The sequence below is a fragment of the Saccharibacillus sp. CPCC 101409 genome (assembly GCF_030518235.1).
Taxonomy (GTDB): Bacteria; Bacillota; Bacilli; order Paenibacillales; family Paenibacillaceae; genus Saccharibacillus.
Genome location: NZ_JAULSA010000001.1, coordinates 771,280 through 792,355, shown reverse-complemented (window position 1 = coordinate 792,355; position 21,076 = coordinate 771,280). Strand labels below are relative to the sequence as shown.

Genomic DNA, 21,076 nt, shown 5'->3' with positions numbered 1-21,076 from the left:
TTGTATTAACCGACCACCGTTACGTGCACATCCCCGATAAACGAACTGGCCGAGAGCTTGATCCGCTTCGCGCATTCCTCGTAATTCTGCGTTTCGTTTACTCCGCTGACCATGCCCGAACGGGTATGACCCAGCACGTCGTGGTCGCCGATAAACGAGCTGCTGTTCGCGCGGAGTCCAAGTTCGGGATCGTTCGGCACGTAGACGATCACATCGCCGATAAAGGAAGAGATATTGATTCTGGTCGTCCCGTAAGGAATCTGCGCTTTGGTCAGGTCGATCACCGTGTCCCCGATAAAGTGGGAGATATTCAGCGGTTTGAGCCGGAAATACTCTTTGCCGATATAATAATCGCCGATAAAGTTCGATTCGCTGACGGTTTTTTGCTTTTTGCCTTTGTCCGCTTTTTCGCGCGCTTTCTTCATTTCTTCGCGGTCGTAAAACGCTCTTCTGTTGTCTTCGCGGCAGCCTTCGTAAAACCTGCCGTCCTCGTCGAAACTTTCCGAAAAAGGCTCTTTTTCCAGCGAAATGCCCGCCGATCCGTGTTTGCCGTTCTTTTTATGTTCTTTGCCCATCGACTTTTTGAGATCGTCCATCGCGCTGTTTACTTCCGTGCGCACCTCGTCGGCCAGGCCGGAAAAATCGATTTTGCGGATCTGCTCACCGGTCTGACGGCCGATATCGCGGGCCATCTCGCCGATCTTCTGGAATTCGGCTCCGCCGTGCGCGCGCTTGGCGCTGCCGCCGTTATCGTCTTCGCCGTCTTCGTTCCATGCGCCGTAGCGACCGGACTTTTCGCGGCGCTCCCGCTCTTCTTCCTGCGGGTCCGGCTTGTCCAGGTTCACGAACATCCGGTCGAGCGGCGACTCCAGCGGTTCGATCGGAGCCGGGGGAACCGGAGGCGGACGATAGCCGGGCGGCGCCTGAGGCGGCACGTCCCCGTAAAACTCCTGCGGAGCTTCGGGGCGGCCCGGCATATGCGACGGCGTCCGGCTCGGTCTGACCAGCACGTAAATGCCGGTTGCGATCAGCGCGGCGGGGATAAAGAATTTAAAAAACTCGCCGGAACTCAATGTGGTCAAACCCAGATTGCGCGCTTGGAAGTATCCGCCGATCGCCACCATGGCCAGATTCCCGACCAGGCTCGATCCGTGCTTTTTCTTGTTCATGACCTGCTGGAGTCCGATGACGATCAGGATCATCGGCCAGAACGTACGGATGACCCCGCCGATGCTGAAATGGAAATATCCGAGCTGTTGAGCCAGAAATATACCGCCGATCGCAATCAGCCACAACGCTCCGCTCTTTTTCATGATGAGTTCCTCCTTATAAAATATGCCTGTAAACTGCTTGGATAAAGCGGAAGCCGGCAGCCTGCGTCCAGCCCGCGGAAGTTTCTTGGATATCCCAAGTGTACAAAAAAAGGACCGGGGGGCGAAAGCGGCGCGGGAATGAAACCCGCCTCGGTCTCAAGACCGAGGCGGCCGTGCGGGCGAAACTGCGGGCGGCGTCCGTCTTACAGCGCGCGCGTCCGCATCCGGTCCAGCTCCAGCTCCTGCTGCCAATCCCGGAGAAAAGCGCTGCCCGGAGCAGCCGAACCGTTTCTGCGGCGGGGCAGCCGAACCGTTTCTGCGGCGGGGCAGCCCGACGCGTTCCGGCGCTTCTTCGCTGCCTTCCCGTATTCCGAAGATCCGGCTTTCCCCGCTGCGCTCCGTCCGAACCGGTTCGTTCCCGAAGCGCAATCTCCGTAAAACGTTCCGAAACCACTTTCCTGCCCGCGTTCTTTTCATTTTTTTCGCATCCCTTCGCTTTTTTATCCAGTATGCGCGAAGAACGCACCGCCCGTAAGCGGCGCGCGCCCGATCTTCCTTTCGGCCCGCAGCGCGAACATTCCGGCGGTCCCGAAGCGGAGACGAAGCGTTTCCGAAGAAGGACGCCGGCATCAGTCCAAAGGCGGAGAATAGAGGGTATACTTACTTATATGGAAGAAACTTTGTGTAAGGGGGAGCAAGATGAGCGATAAGGAGTTTGACGAAAAAGAAATTGAATCCAACCGCGTAGATTTTCGGGATTGTTTACGGCTGCTGCATAAGAAATACCGGTTCTCGATCGGTTCTTTAAGCCGGCTGACCGGCGCAGGCGAACAGCTCGTTGTGGAAGCGCTGCGGGCAGAACCGTTTTCGAAACCCGCCGGGTTTTCCGGAGATTTCGATTCGATCACCGAACGATTCGATGACCGGGCGAGAGTCATCGTCATGAATCTGGCCTTGGCTGTCGATCATCCGTTAATCGATCCGGAAGACCGCACAAGAGCGATTATTACGGGTCTGATGGATCGCTTCGATCTGAGTCTGGATACGTTCTCCGTCTACAGCCGCATCGAAACATCGGAGATCCGGAAATTTTTGAATCAAGAACCGATCGATCCCGAGCACAGATTCAAACTGGCCGTCAACGTGCTTTCCATGCAGCATTTGATCTTCGCAAAAGAGTGAAAAGACCGCGTAAAAAAGCCGCTCCGTTACGGAGCGGCTTCCAGGGCATCGAGAAAGCCGGGTAGGGTACCAAACGGAAAATAGTGGCACAGGTACACTTATTTGGTGCGAAACTCTTCGATTTCTTCAAATAGCGACGCAGGTGCAGCTATTCGGGAGCCAAAAGCCGAATCGAAGCGGAAAAGCACGAAATAAGTGTATGAGCGCAGTTATTTTCTCGAAAACGCAAGATTAAGCCGGAATAAGGGTATATACGCATCTATTTTAGATTCGCCTTGCCAATCGCTTTAATTCTCCAGCCCTTTCCCCGATCTTTCATTCCAATGTAATCTACCTATTTAGGTTAACATCCAATCGTTTCTCGACAATCTGAAAGCCGCTCCGTTACGGAGCGGCTTTCGTCATTCGCTTTTACGTTGCCATTCCTATTTCCAAACCCCGCTTAGATCTTGCGCGTTCTGATCTCTTCCTGGAGCAGCGCAATGACTTCGTCCAGCGGCTTCGCGCCGAGGTCGCCTTCGCCGCGCTTGCGCACGGATACCGCGCCGGCTTCTTTCTCGTTCTCGCCGACGACGAACATGTACGGCGACTTCTCAAGCTGCGCTTCGCGGATCTTGTAGCCCAGCTTTTCGTTGCGCACGTCGGTCTCGACGCGGATGCCGGCTTCTCTCAGGCGATCCGCCACCAGCTCGGCGTACTCGCTGTAGTTGCCCGATACCGGGATGATCTTCGCCTGCATCGGCGAGAGCCACAGCGGCAGATTGCCCGCGAAGTTCTCCAGCAGGAACGCCGTGAAGCGTTCCATCGTGCTGATGATGCCGCGGTGGATAACCACCGGACGGTGCTTCTGACCGTCGTCGCCGACGTATTCCAGCTCGAAGCGCTCCGGCAGCAGGAAGTCGAGCTGCGCGGTCGAGAGCGTTTCTTCTTTGCCCAGCGCCGTTTTGATCTGCACGTCGAGCTTCGGTCCGTAGAACGCCGCTTCGCCTTCCGCTTCGTAGAACGGCAGTTCAAGCTCTTCCACGACTTCGCGCAGCATGCGCTGGGACATTTCCCACATCTCGTCGTTCTGGAAGTACTTCTCCGTATCCTGGGGATCGCGGTACGACAAGCGGAAGCGGTAGCTGTCGATGCCGAAGTCTTCGTAGACTTTGGCGATCAGTTTCACGACGCGGCCGAATTCTTCCTTGATCTGGTCGGGACGGCAGAAAATATGCGCGTCGTTCAGCGTCATGGCGCGAACGCGGTGGAAGCCGGTCAGCGCGCCCGACATTTCGTAGCGGTGCATCAGGCCAAGTTCCGCGATGCGGATCGGCAGTTCGCGGTAGCTGTGCATATCGCTTTTGTACACCATCATATGGTGCGGACAGTTCATCGGGCGCAGCACCAGCGATTCGTTGTCCAGCTCCATCGGCGGGAACATGTCTTCCTGATAGTGTTCCCAGTGACCGGACGTTTTGTACAATTCCACGTTGCCCATCACCGGCGTGTACACGTGCTGGTAGCCGAGGCTTTCTTCCAGGTCGACGATATAACGCTCCAGCGTGCGGCGCAGCTTGGCGCCGTTCGGCAGCCAGATCGGCAGGCCCTGTCCGACCAGATTGCTGAACGTAAACATTTTCAGGTCTTTGCCCAGTTTGCGGTGGTCGCGCTTTTTCGCTTCTTCCAGGAAGTGCAGATGCTCGTCCAGCTCCGCCTTTTTGAAAAAGGCCGTGCCGTAAATACGCTGGAGCATCTTGTTTTTGCTGTCGCCGCGCCAGTAAGCGCCGGCTACGCTGAGCAGCTTAAAGATTTTGAGCTTGCCGGTCGACGGCACGTGCGGTCCGCGGCACAGATCGAAGAATTCGCCCTGGTCGTAGATCGTGATGATCGAGTCTTCCGGCAGCGCTTCGACCAGCTCGATCTTGTAAGGATCGCCCAGTTCGCCGAAGATTTTCAGCGCTTCGCCTCGGCTCACTTCGCGGCGGGTAATCGGCAGGTTCTCGCCGACGATGCGTTCCATTTCTTTCTCGATCTTCTGGAGATCTTCCGGGTTCAGGCCGTGCTCGAGATCCATATCGTAGTAATAGCCTTCTTCGATCACAGGACCTACGCCCAGATGCACTTCTTTCGTGCCGAACAGGCGGCGTACCGCCTGCGCGGTCAGGTGGGCCGTGCTGTGGCGGACCACTTCGAGACCTTCCGGCGAACCCGGCATGACGATTTCGATATTCGCGCCGTTTTCGAGCTTGGTGCCCAGGTCCACCACGATTCCGTTTTGTTTGCCCGCGAGCGCGTTTTTGCGCAGGCTGCTGCTGATGGACGCGGCGACGTCTTCGATCGTGCTGCCGTCCGCGTATTCCCGGACGGAGCCGTCCGGAAGACTGATAGAGAGTGCCATGATTCCAATTCCTCCTCTGAAAATGTAAGTGAAGCGCATCCGGATCGATACTCGCCGATCCGTCCCGGCGGACGCTTCCGCCGGGTTCGCGCCTGGTCGATATGCGGAAGCGAACGTCAAAAAACGCCCGTCCCGCGAAGGGACGAGCGTTATACCCGTGGTTCCACCCTGATTCGGCTCTAATCGTCCGGCGGCGCGCACTAAGCGGGATGCCGGGCTTCGGAGCCCTCATTGAGCACATCAATAACGGAAGTGCGGTTCCGGCGCTCTCTACTTCCCTTTACGGCAAATTCCCGTTGCAAAGGTTCGAAAGCACAGCTCGAAAGGGGTAAATGCAGGCCGGTCCGGAGGAAATTTCAGCCGTGTTCCCTCTCTCTGCCGCGGTGCCGATCGCCCGTCATTCATGTCTTCGTCGTCGCTTTTGCTGCTGTTCATTATAAGCCGTAGCGCGGCGAGCGTCAAGACATGTCCGCTTGCGACGCTCCATAAGCGCGAACGGGCGCCCCGGCGCCGGCAGCGGATTCAACCTTTCAGCAGCTTGGGCAGATCGGTGATCCTGCCGATCACCGCGTCCGCTTCGTCCAGCTCGCCGGGTTCGGCAAATTCCGATTCCACGCCGATTACCGGCACGCCGGCTTTCCTGGCGGCGTCGATATCCGATTTCCGGTCGCCGACCATCACGATCTTTTTCCCTTCGGCTCGGCGCTTCAGCTCTTCGAGCACTTCGCTTTTCTCCGAAGCTTCGACGACCCCGGCGCACAGTTTGTACGTCACGTATTCGCCCAGATCGTCGCTGCGCAGCACATTGTTCAGATAACCTTCGCCGCAGTTGCTGGCCGTGGCGATCTCGTAATGCCGGGACAGCTCCTTCAGCAGCTCCGGCACGCCGGGCAGCGCAAAAGAATCCCTGCTCATTTTCTCGTCCAGCAGATCGTCGTGTCTTTGTTTGTATTTGCGGTGCTGCTCTTCCGACATGTCGGGAGCGACTTTTCGCCACGCTTCTTTGCCGATCATGCCGAAGCTGGCGTAAATCTCTTCTTTGGACGGCTGTTCCTGCGCGTCGCCGCTTTCGATCGCTTCCTCGAACACCTGATGATACACTTCCAGCATCGCGTCCGACGTATCGATCAGCGTCCCGTCCAAATCGAACGCCAGCACCTGTGCCCCTTGGATTGCTTCTGTTTGTTCCGCCACTTTCTCGTCCTCCCGCCGTTTGATTCTTTCGCCGCCGGCTTCCCGACATTCGGTTCCCGGCTATGTCTCTTCTTTCTTATACCCAATTCCGCCGCGGTCGTTCATTTGTCCAGTGGTCGTTTTTCGCCGAGCTTCGGCAGGATTCGGGGCTCGGGCGGCGAATTGAGTACAGGGTAAGCTTGCAGCATCCAATAAACGGCGACAGGCCGACACTAAGGAGGATTCCATGCTAACGTTTAAAAAACCGGATGTCGAGCAGTTCTTCCGTACATTCGCGATCGAAGATTTTGCGGTTGCTCCGGACGAGGACCAGCTTGTGTTCAGCACCAACCTCAGCGGCAAGTTTGATCTGTGGGCGATGGATCTTCCGAACGTTTTCCCGTATCCGCTTACTTTTAACGGACAGAGCTGCCATGCCATCAAATACGACAAAAGAGGGCGGTTCCTCGTGGTCGGTTTCGACCGGGACGGCGACGAGAATTCCCAGCTTTACGCGCTGCATCCGAGAGGCGGCGAGCTGCTTCCGCTGTGCGTCAAGGAAGGACACCGGCATATGACGCCGATCCTGTCCGAAGACGGCAAGCGCCTGTATTACACGTCGACCAAGGAAGACCCGACCTACCTCAGCGCGCTCTGCTGCGACCTGAGCAACGGGCAGGAAGTGTCGGTTCTGCAGGGTTCCGGCGACGCGCCGGTATTCCTGACCGATGTCAGTCCCAAAGAAGAATACCTCGTTTACGTCAAACATTTTGCCAATACTTATGCGCCGGGCTTTGTCTGCTACGGGGACAAGCACGTTTCGCTCGATCCGGACGCCGAAGGCGAATACACGGTAACGGACAGCGCGTTTACGAGCGACAGCGAACTTTATTTCCTGACCAACGCGGGCGGGGATTTCACGTATCTGGCCCGATTCGACGCCGCGTCCGAGACCAAGACCAAAGTGCTGGAGCTGGAAGGCGTGGACTTTACTTCGGTCAGCTGCGACAAAGAACACGGCCTGCTGTACCTGACGGCGAGCAAAGGCGTATCGGATTATCTCTACGCTTACACGCTCGAAGACGGTACCCTGGCGGGCGTTCCGCTTCCGGTCGACACGATCGGTTCGCTGAAAGTAACCGAAAGCGGCAATCTGTATGTGCTGGGGCGCAGTTCCGTCAGTCCGACCAATATTTTCAAAAAAGAGCGCTTCTCGGACGACTGGACGCCTTTGACGAATTACGGCGTGCCGGGTATCCCGCAAGAAGAACTGGTGCGTCCGGAAGTGCTGACGTATCCGTCGTTCGACGGCTTGGAGATCGAAGCGTTGTTCTTCCGGGCGCCGGAAGACTCCTCCAACGGGCATACGATCCTGTGGCCGCACGGCGGACCGCAGGCGGCGGAGCGGCTCGCGTTCCGTTCGCTGTTCCAGTTCCTGGTCAGCCGGGGCTTCCATATCTTCGCGCCGAACTTCAGGGGTTCCACCGGCTACGGCCTGGACTTCTGCAAAAAAGTCGAAGGCGACTGGGGCGACGGTCCGAGACTCGATAACATCGCGGGCCTCGACTGGATCACGGAAAAAGGCTACGCCGATCGCGACAAGCTGCTGCTGATGGGCGGAAGCTTCGGCGGCTACATGGCTTTGCTGCTGCACGGACGCCATGCCGATTATTTCAAAGCCGTCGTGGATATTTTCGGGCCGAGCGATCTGTTCTCGTTTATCGACTCCGTGCCGGACCATTGGAAGCCGCTGATGAACCAGTGGGTCGGCGATCCGGTCAAAGACAAAGAAAAACTGACGGCCTACTCGCCGATCACTTACCTGGACGGCATGAAGCGGCCGATGCTGGTGATCCAGGGCGCCAACGATCCCCGCGTCGTCAAAGCGGAATCGGACCAGATCGTCAAAGCGCTGAACGATAAAGGCGCGAACGTCGAATACATCGTGCTCGATGACGAAGGACACGGATTCTCCAAAAAAGAAAACGAGATGAAGGTTTACCGCGCGGTGCTTGAATTTTTTGAAAAAGCGGTCAAGGAACAAACGGCGAACGCCGGCACTTGAACAGGAGGTTCCGGATTCGCACGAGAAAACGCATAACCTTTTTAACGAATAGAAGCCCGCTTTCGAACCGCCTTCGGGCGCCGGAAGCGGGCTTTCGGTTTGGCGGGCGGCGGCGAAACGTTTTGGCTGCTCCCATTTTCAAGTATTGACAAACGAACCGCACGGCTTTAAGGTTTGGATATTGCACCAATTGATAACGATTATCGTTGTCGATTGAGATCAAACCAAAAAGGGAGTCTACACATCATGAAAAAATATCTTTTCCCGCTCGTCCTCATTCTGCTCCTCGTCCTGAGCGCGTGCGGCGGCAAGAACGAAACCGCCGGCCAAACGGACGGCAGCAAGACCGCAGCTGCGGGCACGGCGTCGGCGACCGATAAAGAAGACCAGGCCGCGGCCGGCAGCGAAACGGGCACGGTGACGTACCAGTCGGAGACGGGTCCGGTCGAAATACCGGCCAATCCGCAGCGCGTCGTCGATCTGTCCAGCTACACCGGCACCCTGCTCAAGCTCGGCGTTCCGGTCGTCGGCGTCGATCAATGGACCAAAGCCAACCCGAACTTCCAGGACCAGCTCGCGAACGCGACCGAAGTGTCCGCCGACGATATCGAGAAGATCATCGAACTGCAGCCGGACCTGATCCTGGCTTCGAGCGATGTCAAGAATGCCGACAAACTCAAGCAGATCGCGCCGCTGGTCACCTATACATACAATAAGGTCGACTATCTGACGCAGATCGAAGAAGTATCCAAAGCCGTGAACAAAGGCGACGAAGGCGCCGCGTGGGTAGAGGACTTCAAAACGCGCGCCGAAGCAGCCGGCAAGGAAATCAAAGCGAAGATCGGCGAAGACAAAACGGTTACGGTTATGGAAGGCGACGCCAAACAGCTGTACATCTTCGGCGACGCCTGGGGCCGCGGCACCGAAGTGCTGTATCAGGCGATGGGCCTGAAAATGCCGGACAAAGTCAAAGAAATGACGTCCAAGGACGGTTACTACGATCTGTCGCTGGAAGTGCTGCCCGAGTATCTCGGCGATTACGTGATCTTCAGCAAAACGCTGACCGGCGACAACTCGTTCCAGGACACCGATACGTACAAGAACATTCCTGCGGTCAAAGCCGGCCATGTGTACGAAGTCGACGCGACGGGCTTCTATTTCAACGACGCGCTGTCGCTGGATTACCAGCTCGATTTCATCAAAAAATCGTTCCTGGGCGAGTAACTTTTTCGTATGAAAAAGTCCGTATCGTCCTATCTGCCGCGTTCGTTTCCGTTTAAACTGCTGCTGGGTTTCGCGTTGATGGTTCTCGTATTTATCGGCGCGATCCTGGTCGGCGCCAAAAGCGTCTCGCTTGCGGACATCTGGAGCGCTTTGACCGGCTCGGGCGCCGCAAACAGCGACGTTACGATTATCCGCGAGCTGCGCCTGCCGCGCGAATTGGGCGGACTGCTGGTCGGTTCGGCGCTCGGCGTTTCCGGCGCCATCATGCAGGGATTGACCCGCAATCCGCTGGCCGATCCCGGATTGCTCGGCGTTACCGCCGGAGCCAACGCGGCGCTGGCCGTCGTCTTCGCTTTTGCGCCCGCGGCCGGCTACTTCGGCGTGATGACCGCCTGCTTTATCGGCGCGGCGGTCGGCGTGCTGTTCGTATTCGGACTGCTCGCGCTGCGCGGCAAGACGCTGGCGCCGATTCGCATGGTGCTGGCCGGCGCGGCGGTGTCCGCGCTGCTGTCGGCGGCCGCGGAAGCGATCAGCCTGGAGTTCAAAATCTCCAAAAGCGTCTCCATGTGGACCTCGGGCGGGCTGATCGGCACCACCTGGAGCCAGCTTCAGGCGGTCTCGCCGATTATTCTGGCTGGTCTGGCCGCTGCCGTTCTGCTGTCGCGTCAGCTGACGATTCTGAGCCTGAACGAATCGACGGCCGTCGGCCTCGGCCTGAATACGGGCTGGATCAAGCTGGCGCTGTATATCGTCATTACGCTGCTGGCCGGCGCGGCCGTGTCGCTTGTCGGCAATCTGGCTTTCGTCGGCCTGATGATTCCGCATCTGGTCCGGATATTCGCCGGCACCGATTACCGGACCGTCCTGCCGCTGTCCGCCATATTCGGCGGCACCTTCATGGTGCTGGCCGACACGCTGGGACGGATGCTCAACGCTCCGCTGGAAACGCCGGTCGCCGCGATCGTGGCGGTGCTGGGTCTGCCTTTCTTCCTGTTTATCGTGCGCAAAGGAGGGCAGTCCCTGTCATGAAGACTCTGTCAAGCCGAATGCGGCTTCCGCAAAGACCGCAGCTGGCCGTTATCGCGCTGGCCGCGCTGATTCTGGTCACGTTCTTCGTCAGCCTGGGGCTGGGAGCGTCCACCGTGTCTTACGACCGGATTCTGCCGACGCTGCTCGGGCACGGCACGTTCAAAGACGAATTCGTACTGTTCTCGATCCGTCTGCCGCGCATCGCGGTTACGCTGCTGGCCGGGATGGCGCTGGCTCTGTCGGGCTCCATCCTGCAGGGGATCACCCGCAACGAACTGGCCGATCCCGGCATCGTCGGCATCAATTCCGGCGCCGGAGTCGGCGTCGCGATCTTTTTCCTGTTTGCGCCGATCGATGTCGGAACGTTCGTCTACCTGCTGCCGGCGGTCGCGTTCGCCAGCGCGCTGCTGACGGCGACCCTGATCTACCTGTTCGCTTACAAGCCCGGCGAGGGCGTCCAGCCGATCAAGCTGATCCTGACCGGGGTCGGCTTCTCCACGGCGCTGTCCGGCGTCATGATCGTGCTGATCTCGTCGGTCGACCGGGTCAAAGTCGACTTTATCTCCCGCTGGCTGGCCGGCAATATCTGGGGCACCGACTGGCCGTTCGTACTGGCCCTGCTGCCCTGGCTGATCGTTCTGGTCCCGTATGCGCTGATCAAGTCCAGAGCGCTCAATCTGCTGTCGCTGGGCGAATCGTCCGCGGTCGGCGCGGGCGTGCACGTGCAGCGCGACCGCATCCTGCTGCTGCTGGCCGCCGTCGCGCTGGCCGCCTCCGCCGTATCGGTGACGGGCGGCATCGCGTTTATCGGGCTGATGGCGCCGCATATCGCCCGCGCTCTGGTCGGACCGGCGCATCAGCGGTTCGTGCCGGTATCCGTGCTGTCCGGAGGCTGGCTGCTGCTGCTGGCCGATACGATCGGCCGGAACGTCGGCGGCGCGGACGGACTGGCGGCCGGCATCGTGGTCGCTTTTATCGGCGCTCCGTACTTTTTGTTTCTGCTGCTCAAAAAGCCGGGCTGAACGGAATACGGAACGAATTCGGATAAAACGGCCCCGTCCGATTCCCCTGTGCTCGAAACACAAAAAAACGCCTCTGCCGCGATGTTCGCGCAGGGGCGTTTTTGATAGATTATCGAAACTTTGTCCGCGAAACTTCTACTAATTTTGCATAATAAAGTCGCGTTGGATCTTGTAGCTTTCGTCGTCGAATACTTTGAGGATATTGTATTTGGTATCGCGCTGGGCCGGCGTCTTGCCTGCCGCGCGGATAATATCCAGCGTCTGCTCGATATTGACTTTGTGCGTCGTGCCGGCGGCGGAGACCACGTTCTCCTCCATCATCGTGCTGCCGAAGTCGTCGCAGCCGTACTGCAGCGACATCTTGCCGACTTCCGGCCCCATCGTGACCCACGACGACTGGAAGTGCTTGATATTGTCGAGCACGATGCGGCTGATCGCCACGTTCTTGAGATACTGCTCCGGCGTCTGCTTGTCCACTTTCATATTGGTGTTGTCCGGCTGGAACGTCCAGGAGATAAAAGCCAGGAAACCTTCGGAATTGTAGCCGTTTTGTATACACTCGTCCTGCGCTTCGCGTACTCTCAGCAGGTGCAGGGCGCGTTCCTCGAACGATTCGCCGAAGCCGATGACCATCGTCGCCGTCGTGTTCATGCCGACTTTATGCGCCGTCTGCATGACGTCCATCCAATCGCGCCACGAGCCTTTGAGACGGCTGATCTTGCGGCGGGTACGGTCGTCGAGAATCTCGCCTCCGCCGCCCGGCAGCGAATCGAGGCCGGCTTCGTGAATCGCGCGGATTGTATCTTCCATCGACATCCCGGACAATTTCTGCATCTTCATAATCTCCGCCGGGGAGAACGAGTGCATCGTAACATTCGGGAAATGCTGCTTGATCTTGCGCAGAATATTCAGATAATATTCGAACGGCAGGTCCGGATTGACCCCGCCCTGCATCAGGATTTCCGTACCGCCGACGTCTTCGGTTTCCTGGATCTTTTGCAGAATCACCTCGTCCGGCAGCACATAGCCTTCGGGCGAGCCCGGACGGCGGTAGAACGCGCAGAAGCGGCAGAATACATCGCATATATTCGTATAGTTTACATTGCGTCCAATCACGAATGTCGTAATCGGATCGGGATTTTTGCGCAGCATCAGCTGGTTGGCGGCATGCCCCAGCTTCTCGACTTCGTCCGATTCGTACAGGGCGATGGTATCCTCCACATCGAGGCGTCCCCCGTTTAAAGCTTTATCCAGTATTGTGTCAACCGCACTCATTTCATGCAGCCTCCTTTGTGAAAATAAGTTCAAATGATGGTGGGTCCGGGCTGTTTCGATCTGCGATACAAATCTCTATTTTGAAAATTTAAAATTCGAAAAGAACCTGCAATACATTTAATCCTACCACACTTGCCCCCAGAATAAAATATTCGGAATCCCTGCATTTCGGGCAAAATAAAAAAAGCCGGAACCGTCGAAACGGTCCGGCTTCCGGTCGCCGCAAGGAGGCGAATCCCTTAGAATGCTTCCGGCCAACATCAAGCCAGCAGAACGGCAATCAGCGCGATCAGCGCCGGCACGGTCTGGATAAACAGGATCTGCTTCTTGGCCGTGGCCGCTCCGTAAATACCGGCGACCATGACGCAGACCAGGAAAAAGATCTGAATATGCGCGTTTGCCGGCGCATGCGGATACACAAGCCCGAACACGAGTCCCGCCGCCAGAAAGCCGTTATACAGGCCCTGGTTGGCCGCGAGCGATACAGTTTCGTCGGCGAGTCTTTGATCCAGCCCAAACGCTTTCAGCCCGCGCGGCTTGTTCCACATAAACATCTCCAGAATCAGGATATACACGTGCAGCACCGCGATCAGCGCGACCAGAATATTTGCCGCCAGTTGCATGGGGGGTTCCTCTCTTTCCGCTTCAAGTTCAAATCCGTCCCAATTGTAACAGAAAAATCGGCGGCCGCCCTTTAGCAAACTGAAGACTGCCATACATTTATTGCATGGCTCCGGCTGCGCCGTTTCCCCGATCTTTAATCGGCCAGCGCCTGCTCCAGATCGGCGATCAGGTCGTCCACGTTCTCAAGCCCCACCGAGAAGCGCAGCAGGCCGTCGGCGATGCCGCGTTCCAGCCGCACCTCGCGCGGCATCGCCGCGTGCGACATCATCGGCGGATACGACAGGATGCTTTCGACCGCGCCCAGGCTCACCGCCACGAGCGGCAGCTTGACCTTGCTCAGCAGCCGCTTCGCGCGTTCTTCGGAGCCGACGTCGAACGAAACGACCGAGCCGTAGCCCGTGGACTGCTTCTCCTGGATCTCCCGGCCCGGATGATCCGGCAGGCCCGGATAATACACCGCGGGAATATCGCCGCGCTCCGACAGCCACTTCGCCAGCTTGCGCGAACTTTCTTCGCCGCGCTCCATGCGCGCGCCCAGCGTTTTCATGCCGCGGATCAGCAGCCAGCTGTCCTGCGGGCCGAGTACCGTGCCCAGACCGTTCTGCAGCCGCTTGAGCCGGGCCGCCAGTTCCGGCGTCCGCGCCACCGCAAGACCCGCCAGCACGTCGCTGTGCCCGCCCAGGAACTTGGTCGCGCTGTGCAGCACGATATCGACGCCCTGTTCGATCGGCCGCTGATAGTACGGCGTCATAAACGTATTGTCGACCAGCGTCAGCAGGTCGTGTTCCCGCGCCCATTCGACGATCGCGCCCATATCGGTGATTTTCAGCGTCGGGTTGGACGGAGTCTCCATATATACGCCTTTGGTATTCGGACGCAGCGCCGCTTTGATCTGCTGCAGATCGGTCATATCGACAAACGTCGTCTCGATCTGCATCCGGCTCAGGATCGTCGTCAGCAGCCGGTATGTACCGCCGTACACATCCTCCGTGACGATCAGGTGATCGCCTGCGGAGAAGATCATCAGCGCCGAAGAAATCGCCGCCATGCCGGACGCGAAGGCGTAGCCGCCCGCCCCGCCTTCGAGCAGCGAGATATAATCTTCGAGCGCCTGACGGGTCGGGCTGCCGGAGCGGCTGTAATCGTACTGCGGCGGGTTATAGATATCGAAATGGTGGAACGTCGACGCCTGGTAGATCGGCACGCTGGACGCGCCGGTCGCCGGATCGATCTCCGCGCCGAAATGGATCAGCTTCGTATCGAAGTGCCGGTCCTTGAGCGCTTCCGCCGCTTCATGCGGCGTTTGAAGCTGCCCGGGATTGTTCGGCGCGGCATCGCCTGCGCGGCCCTGCGGCTGCGCCGGCTTCTCGGTGCCCGTTTTCAGTTCTTCGGGATTGCGTTCGTCCGTCATATCAGTTCCCCGCTCCTTCCGTTTCGCGCAGCGCCGCTTGCAGCGCCCCGTCCAGATCCGCGATCAGGTCGTCGATATGCTCGATCCCGACCGAGAAGCGCAGCAGCCGTTCGTCGACGCCGACCGCTTCGCGGATCTCCAACGGAATATCCGCATGCGTCTGCACGGTCGGATAGGTCATCAGCGACTCGACTCCGCCCAGACTTTCGGCAAACGCGATCAACCGGATATTTTTCAGAATAGGCTCGATCCAGCGCGCGTCTTTGACTTTGAACGAGAAAATGCCGGTGTTGCCGCTCGACTGCCGATTCTGCACGTCATAACCCGGATGCTCCGGCAGGCCCGGATGATACACGGTTTCGATCTGCGGATGTTCCTGCAGGAAGCGCGCGATCGCCAGCGAGTTCTGCTCGTGCCGCTCCATGCGCAGCGCCAGCGTTTTCATGCCCCTCATTAATTGATACGAATCGGTCGGGCTCAACACGGCGCCGATCGAATTGTGCAGGAAAAACATTTCTTCGGACAGCTCTTTGCCCTTGGTGACGATCAGCCCGGCGAGCACGTCGTTGTGGCCGCCCAGATATTTGGTCGCGCTGTGCACGACGATATCCGCCCCGAGTTCGATCGGGCGCTGGAAGAACGGCGTCAGCAGCGTATTGTCCACGATGGTCAGAATCCCGTGCGGCTTCGCCCACTCCGCCACCGCCGCGATATCCGTCACCATCATCAGCGGATTGGTCGGCGTTTCGATAAAGACGGCTTTGGTATTCGGCGTGCGCAGCTTCTCGATCGCGTCGAGATCGTTCGTATCGACGTAGGACGCCGTCACGCCGAACTTCGACAGAATGCGTTCCAGCAGCCGATAGGTGCCGCCGTACAGATCGAGCGAAACGATCAGATGGTCGCCCTGTCCGAACAGCGCGAAGATCGTCTGGAGCGCCGACATGCCGGAGCTGCACGCAAAGCCGGCATCGCCGGATTCGAGTCTGGCGGACGCTTCTTCCAGCACCGTGCGGGTCGGATTCTTGGTCCGCGTATAATCGAAACCGGTGCTTTGTCCGAGACCCGGGTGACGGTACGCCGTCGAATGGTAGATCGGGAAATTGACCGCGCCTGTCGCAGGGTCCTCAAGGGAGCCGATCTGCGCCAGCGCGCTTTCGATTTTGAGCTGTCTGTCGTCTTTCATGTTCACATTCCTCCTGCAATCAAATAGAGTAAAACGCCGCCGCCGCGCGAACTCGTTGAACAGCTAGGCGGCAAAGCGGCGGATGGACCGGATATTGGGGCGTATACGCAAACTCGGCGGAAATCGAAACGGCATGCGCAGCGGCGGCGCCGGTCAGATGCCCGCGCCGTAATCGCTGAATACTTCCTGCTCGACCTGGTCGAACGGCGTTTCCTGGTACACATAGTAGTTCAGCCAGTTGGAGAACAGCAGATTGGCGTGCGCTCTCCAGGAAGACAGCGGCTTTTGGGTCGGATCATCACCCGGGAAATAATTTTTCGGCACTTCGATGTCCATGCCTTTGGCGATATCTCGGTCGTACTCCCATTTGAGCGACAGCGGATCGTATTCGGAATGTCCGGTGGCGAAGATCTGCTTGCCGTCTTTCGTCGCGACGAGATACACGCCCGCTTCGTCGGATTCGGCCAGGATCTCCAGCTCCGGATTGCGCAGAATGTCTTCGCGCCGCACGTCCGTATGCCGGGAATGCGGGACAAAGAAGCATTCGTCGAAGCCGCGCAGCAGCTGCACGTTCGTTTTATTGAGCGTATGCGGGAATACGCCGAAACATTTCTCCGGCAGCGGAACTTTACTGACGCCGAAGTGATGGTACAGACCCGCCTGCGAGGCCCAACAGATATGCATGGTCGAAGTCACGTTGTGTTTGGACCATTCGAAGATCTTGCGGATCTCGTCCCAATAGCTGACCTGTTCGAAATCGAGCTGCTCCACCGGCGCGCCGGTAATAATCATGCCGTCGAAGCGCAGATGCTTGACTTCGTCGAACGTTTTGTAAAAGGTGTTCAGATACTCTTCCGATGTGTTCTTGGACGTATGCGAGCTTGGATAAAGCAGCGCGATATCCACCTGCAGCGGCGTGTTGCCGATCAAACGCAGCAGCTGCGTTTCGGTCGTCTCCTTGGTCGGCATCAGGTTCAAAATGGCGATGCGCAGCGGACGGATATCCTGGCTGTACGCCCGGCTCTCGTCCATGACGAAAATATTTTCCTTCAGCAGCACTTCTTTGGCCGGCAGATTGTCGGGCACTTTAATCGGCATTTCTTCGTTTCACTCCTTTGGATGGGATAAGAAACTGCGGATAAAGCGGGATATCGAGCGTTCGGCAGCCGGGAAGGTTTTTTGGGCTTTTCAGGGTACAAAAAAGACCTTTTCCGGGCAAGCCGAGAAAGGTCTATAGATAGATAGCGCCTCTCTCATCTGTTAGTTACCATGTAGATGCGAAAGGAGCAGAGGAGGCTCGCAGCGACGGACTTAAAGTCCCGTCTGGCTCGCGTAGGTCCTAGAGCGTTGGATGTGAAGCCGCTATGGACTGCAACGTTTCCGTGACAATAGAGGCTGTCGGCGCGCTGGGCGCTTGCCTCGGATTGCACGGGGATAAACATTGGGCCATGACGACTAAACACTTAACGACTCGTGCCTCGTCTTCGATCGCATGGTAACTACAAGAATTAGCACCGTACGACTATGTCGCCGGTTGCCGGGTTTCATCGGGCTAGTCCCTCCACCTGCTCTTGATAAGATTCCACTTTTCGGCTGCGCCTGCGCGCGGGGCCGAAGTATTCAATTGTCGGGTTCCCTTCCGTTTTTGGTCGGGATAACTTGAAATTAATTATACACATATCTTATTAAAAGACAACGGTGGACTTCGAACCCTTCTTCGAACGAACGGTTCATCCGGACCGGTATGCGGGGCGCGGGGCATCGAACGTAAAGTCGATAGTTCTGCGCCGGGAGGCGGTCTCGGCCCCGTCTTTTTCTATATTATGGAACCGTCTTCGCTTCTCTTCGAGCCGCTGTACACTTTCCTTTCTTTTCAGCCGATATGATATCCGTAAAGCGTCACAAACAAAGCCTTGAAAGGCCTAGGGACGCGGGGTATACTTAACGAGGGTTTTATGAAAACAATGTTGAAAACAAGGGGTGAATTTCAGATGGACGGCGACCCGAGGCCCAAGCGAGCGAGAATGCAGCGTTTATTCGACAAAAGAAAAAAACGGCCGACCGGCGTCAATGCCTCCATGTACGGAAGTTCACTGACCGGCCGCCGCCTTAAAGGCTGAACTTCGGTTCAACCTGTTAAGGCGACGCCCGTTCCGGCGACGGCCTGTTTTTTCCTGCGTTCTCCCGCAAATTCGAGACTACCCAAGGACGAGAGACTCGTCCGATTTCGAAGGAGTGAACCGCATGAAAATCAGACTGGTCAACCAAGGCGTATTTACGCCGATCGACAACATCAAGACGGCTCTGCTGGCTCCCGAAGAAGGCTTTTACTGGATCGACGCGGATCTGGACGACCTGGTCGTGCTCCAGCCGATGTTCGGCATGCACGATCTGGCGGTCGAAGACTGCCTGAGCGAAGAAGAACAGCGCCCGAAGATCGAAATTTACGAGAATCACTACTTTATCGTCGTCAACAGTATCCGCTTCGATAACGAAGAAATTTTTATGCGCGCCCTGAACGTGTTTCTGGGACGGCACTTTATCATCACGGTTACGCGGCAGAAGATTCACGAACTGCGCGCCGTCAAACCGGTGATGTGGGAACAGGAAGTCAGCACGCCGGACAAATTCCTGTATCTGCTCGTCGACCTTGTGGTCGATAACTACTTCCTTGTCGGCGACCGGATCGAAGACCGGATCGAAATGCTGGAAGAAGATATCCTGATGCACACCAAACGCACGCATCTGAACGAAATCATCGGGCTGCGAAGCGAAATTCTGTGGCTGAAAAAGAATCTGGGTCCGCAGAAGGAAGTCATCAATACGCTGAACAAAAAAGACCTGCGCCTGATCGACGACCAGCTGCAAAAATACTTCAGCGATATTTACGAAAACGCCGTGAAGATCTCCGAAACGTTCGATACGTACCGCGACCTGATGGGCAACTTACGAGAAGCGTACCAGTCGAGTATCGCCAACCGCGCCAACGATATCATGCGGGTGTTTACGGCGATCACGACGATCTTCATGCCGCTGACCGTCATCACCGGCATTTACGGCATGAACTTCGACCATATGCCCGAACTGCACTGGATACACGGATACCCGTTGGTTATCGGGTTGATGGTCACGCTGGGCGTGACGATGTATACCCTGTTCCGCAAAAAAGAATGGCTGTAAAATCAGCCCGCATTGACTTCCCGACGCGCCTGCGCGTCTTTTTTTGTTTGGGGAGAAACAACGATTTCCGGTGCTCCCGCCGATGCTTCCGGTTGGGCTTCCCGCTGCGCGGCGTTCTGCGTACGGCGGTGCAGGATGCGCAGCATTCTGAGCTGTTCGTACAGAATATCAAGGCCCGGCTCGCTCGGCGGTTCTTCTCCGTATACTTTTTTGAGCACGGGCTTCAGGAACGAATCGCCCATTTCCGCATAAGCCGACAGCACCGCTTCGCGATCGCGCTCCGGCATCAGCTGAAGTTCGTGCGCAATGACCGGTTCCAGGTCGTAGCCGTCTTTCTCCAGCGATTCCATCATCTCGACCAGATCGCGCCGCTCCAACCCGCTCTCCTGGCCGATCTGCGACAGCGAGCCGCCCGACTTGGACGCTTCCAGCAGCAGCCGCATCGCCCGCACCCGTTCCGCTTCGCGCTTGAATTTGCGTTCTTTGCTTTTGTACGTCCAGGCTGTAAATTCCTCTTCGTCCAGCCGGCGTTCCACCCAATCGAGCGGGAAAGCATGCGCGCGTTCGGCGCCCGCGATCTGCTCCAGCAGCAGTTCGCCGTAGCGCTGCACCGTATTCTCGCCGATGCCCGGCAGATCGCGCAGTTCCTCCAGCGTCTGCGGCAGGAAAGTGCTGATCAGCCGCAGCGCGCGGTTGGTCGCAATCAGATACGGCGCGCGGTGCTCTTCCGTCGCCCGGACGCGTCTCCATGCCGCCAGCTTTTTGTACAGCTCTTCGTTGGCGTTCAGTTCGCTGTAGCAGACCAACTTCTGGGTAAAACGTCCGCGCTGGCCGGATTCGAGAAATTCCTGGAACGTGTCCCGGATAATCGGTCGGTACCCTTCCGCCAGCTTGGCCGCCAGCATATGCCGGTAGACCGCCAGCATTTCGTTCCAGGCGCTTCCTTCGTACCAGATTTCACGCGCGGCGGATTCCGGCGCCCCGTCTTCGTTCCAGCCGCTGATCCACAGCCCGCCTTCTTCCTCGATCCATACCTGGGCGGCGCGAACCTCCCGTTCCCCTTCCTGCTCCATCCGGTTCAAAAATACGATCGTCATCCCCATCTCCCGCTTTCTTCCGCAGATTTCAGCCGCAACGCAAAAAAGCACCCCTCCTACATTGGACATGTAAGAGAGGTGCTTCCTCCGCGCTTGCATACTGTTGCTCCTATCATAACGCTTAAACAAGCAGTCCGTCAAGCCGGTTTTCGCGCCACGATTCCGGCTTTTATTCCAGTCCCGCCAGTCTTTTCTCCAGCGAATTTCTCCAGCTCGCCGACAGTTCTTCGACCGCCAGCAGGCTGCGGATCGCTTCCGCGTCTTCTTTGCGATGATACATGATCTCGTTGGCTCGCATTACGCTGATTCCCGCTTCATGCCGCTGCACAAGTTCCAGCCGGTCGCCTTCGCGGACCAGGCCTTCCTGCAGCACGCGAAAATAAAAACCGCTGTAACCCGTCTCCTGCACCTTTGCCGGAAGTTCCGGCACGCCGTAGCGCACCGACAGCTTGAAGCAGGGCTGGCGCGGCTGGCTGAGCTGCACGACCGCTTCGCCGATCGCGAATGTGTCGCCGATGCAGAAATCTTCTTCGGCGCCGTTTTCGATCGACAGATTTTCGCCGAACGCGCCCGGGCCCAGCTTGGGCAGAATCCCGTTTTCCCAGAACGGAAACCGGTCGACCGAATACACGCAGGCCGCTTTGTCCGATCCGCCGTGGTTTTTGAGATCGGCCTGCTCGTCGCCTTCGAAGCCGAGTTTGCCCAGATAAGCGCCTTCTTCGACGGGAGACTTGAAAATGCCGGTTTCGACTTCTTTGCGGCCGTTCGGCACGGTCTTCGGCATGCCGACATTGACCGAAGCGATAAGCGTTTCCTTCATGGGATCTTCCTCCTTTGTACGCGCGCCGCGAAGCTTCTTCGCCGGATGCGGTTTGCGGCGTCCGCTTTTATTTTAACGCATCCTGCTCCGATTGG

17 protein-coding genes and 1 riboswitch are annotated in these 21,076 nt (G+C 57.6%); of the genes, 7 read left to right on the top strand and 10 right to left on the bottom strand.

Going from position 1 to position 21,076, the window contains the following annotated elements; genetic code table 11:
• Positions 1-5: 5 nt before the first annotated feature.
• Positions 6-1,313: a cell wall-active antibiotics response protein LiaF gene (gene liaF / locus QWJ34_RS03335; RefSeq protein WP_302725619.1), complete on the bottom strand. Its 1,308-nt coding sequence runs from the start codon at positions 1,311-1,313 to the stop codon at positions 6-8.
• 699 nt (positions 1,314-2,012) lie between these two features.
• On the opposite strand from liaF, the gene QWJ34_RS03330 reads away from it, so the two are divergent.
• Positions 2,013-2,495, top strand: a complete 483-nt coding sequence (locus QWJ34_RS03330) for an HTH domain-containing protein (protein ID WP_302725618.1) — start codon at positions 2,013-2,015, stop codon at positions 2,493-2,495.
• Positions 2,496-2,937: 442 nt separating this feature from the next.
• On the opposite strand, the gene thrS is transcribed toward QWJ34_RS03330, so the two are convergent.
• Both thrS and QWJ34_RS03320 read right to left on the bottom strand, forming a co-directional pair.
• Positions 2,938-4,875 (bottom strand): threonine--tRNA ligase, encoded by a 1,938-nt coding sequence (thrS, locus tag QWJ34_RS03325; protein ID WP_302725617.1) that lies wholly within the window; start codon positions 4,873-4,875, stop codon positions 2,938-2,940.
• 522 nt (positions 4,876-5,397) lie between these two features.
• Complete coding sequence (locus tag QWJ34_RS03320) at positions 5,398-6,069, bottom strand: HAD family hydrolase (RefSeq protein WP_302725616.1); 672 nt, start codon at positions 6,067-6,069, stop codon at positions 5,398-5,400.
• A gap of 226 nt (positions 6,070-6,295) precedes the next feature.
• Here QWJ34_RS03320 and QWJ34_RS03315 point away from each other — a divergent pair, with 226 nt between their 5' ends.
• The 4 genes from QWJ34_RS03315 (at position 6,296) to QWJ34_RS03300 (ending at position 11,388) form a co-directional block, all read left to right on the top strand.
• Positions 6,296-8,113 (top strand): S9 family peptidase, encoded by a 1,818-nt coding sequence (locus QWJ34_RS03315; RefSeq protein ID WP_302725615.1) that lies wholly within the window; start codon positions 6,296-6,298, stop codon positions 8,111-8,113.
• 246 nt (positions 8,114-8,359) lie between these two features.
• Positions 8,360-9,337: an iron-hydroxamate ABC transporter substrate-binding protein gene (locus QWJ34_RS03310; protein WP_302725614.1), complete on the top strand. Its 978-nt coding sequence runs from the start codon at positions 8,360-8,362 to the stop codon at positions 9,335-9,337.
• Between the two features lie 9 nt (positions 9,338-9,346).
• Entirely contained in the window at positions 9,347-10,366 is a 1,020-nt protein-coding gene (locus tag QWJ34_RS03305; RefSeq protein ID WP_302725613.1) for a FecCD family ABC transporter permease, read from the top strand.
• Positions 10,363-11,388, top strand: coding sequence for a FecCD family ABC transporter permease (locus tag QWJ34_RS03300; RefSeq protein ID WP_302725612.1), 1,026 nt, complete (start codon positions 10,363-10,365; stop codon positions 11,386-11,388). Before QWJ34_RS03305 ends, QWJ34_RS03300 begins: the two co-directional genes overlap by 4 nt.
• Positions 11,389-11,526: 138 nt before the next feature.
• Here the strand turns inward: QWJ34_RS03300 and mqnC are convergent, their stop codons facing one another.
• From mqnC to metA, 5 genes are all read right to left on the bottom strand, one after another.
• Entirely contained in the window at positions 11,527-12,663 is a 1,137-nt protein-coding gene (gene mqnC / locus QWJ34_RS03295; protein WP_302725611.1) for a cyclic dehypoxanthinyl futalosine synthase, read from the bottom strand.
• A gap of 260 nt (positions 12,664-12,923) precedes the next feature.
• Complete coding sequence (locus QWJ34_RS03290) at positions 12,924-13,286, bottom strand: DUF1304 domain-containing protein (RefSeq protein WP_302725610.1); 363 nt, start codon at positions 13,284-13,286, stop codon at positions 12,924-12,926.
• Positions 13,287-13,420: 134 nt separating this feature from the next.
• A complete protein-coding gene (locus QWJ34_RS03285; RefSeq protein WP_302725609.1) occupies positions 13,421-14,698 on the bottom strand; it encodes a trans-sulfuration enzyme family protein in 1,278 nt (425 codons plus the stop codon).
• A gap of 1 nt (position 14,699) precedes the next feature.
• Entirely contained in the window at positions 14,700-15,884 is a 1,185-nt protein-coding gene (locus QWJ34_RS03280) for a PLP-dependent transferase (RefSeq protein ID WP_302725608.1), read from the bottom strand.
• 153 nt (positions 15,885-16,037) lie between these two features.
• Positions 16,038-16,982, bottom strand: coding sequence for a homoserine O-acetyltransferase MetA (gene metA, locus QWJ34_RS03275; RefSeq protein WP_302725607.1), 945 nt, complete (start codon positions 16,980-16,982; stop codon positions 16,038-16,040).
• 377 nt (positions 16,983-17,359) lie between these two features.
• Positions 17,360-17,465: riboswitch (SAM riboswitch) on the bottom strand.
• A 374-nt stretch (positions 17,466-17,839) separates the two neighbouring features.
• Between metA and QWJ34_RS03270 the strand changes: the two genes are divergently transcribed.
• Positions 17,840-18,004 (top strand): hypothetical protein, encoded by a 165-nt coding sequence (locus QWJ34_RS03270; RefSeq protein ID WP_302725606.1) that lies wholly within the window; start codon positions 17,840-17,842, stop codon positions 18,002-18,004.
• A gap of 124 nt (positions 18,005-18,128) precedes the next feature.
• Entirely contained in the window at positions 18,129-19,064 is a 936-nt protein-coding gene (corA, locus tag QWJ34_RS03265; RefSeq protein ID WP_302725605.1) for a magnesium/cobalt transporter CorA, read from the top strand.
• Positions 19,065-19,066: 2 nt separating this feature from the next.
• Here the strand turns inward: corA and QWJ34_RS03260 are convergent, their stop codons facing one another.
• The gene (locus QWJ34_RS03260) at positions 19,067-20,161 is read right to left on the bottom strand and encodes an HRDC domain-containing protein (RefSeq protein ID WP_302725604.1); all 1,095 of its coding nucleotides are present in this window, start codon (positions 20,159-20,161) and stop codon (positions 19,067-19,069) included.
• Between the two features lie 169 nt (positions 20,162-20,330).
• Positions 20,331-20,981: an MOSC domain-containing protein gene (locus QWJ34_RS03255; protein ID WP_302725603.1), complete on the bottom strand. Its 651-nt coding sequence runs from the start codon at positions 20,979-20,981 to the stop codon at positions 20,331-20,333.
• Positions 20,982-21,076 lie beyond the last annotated feature (95 nt).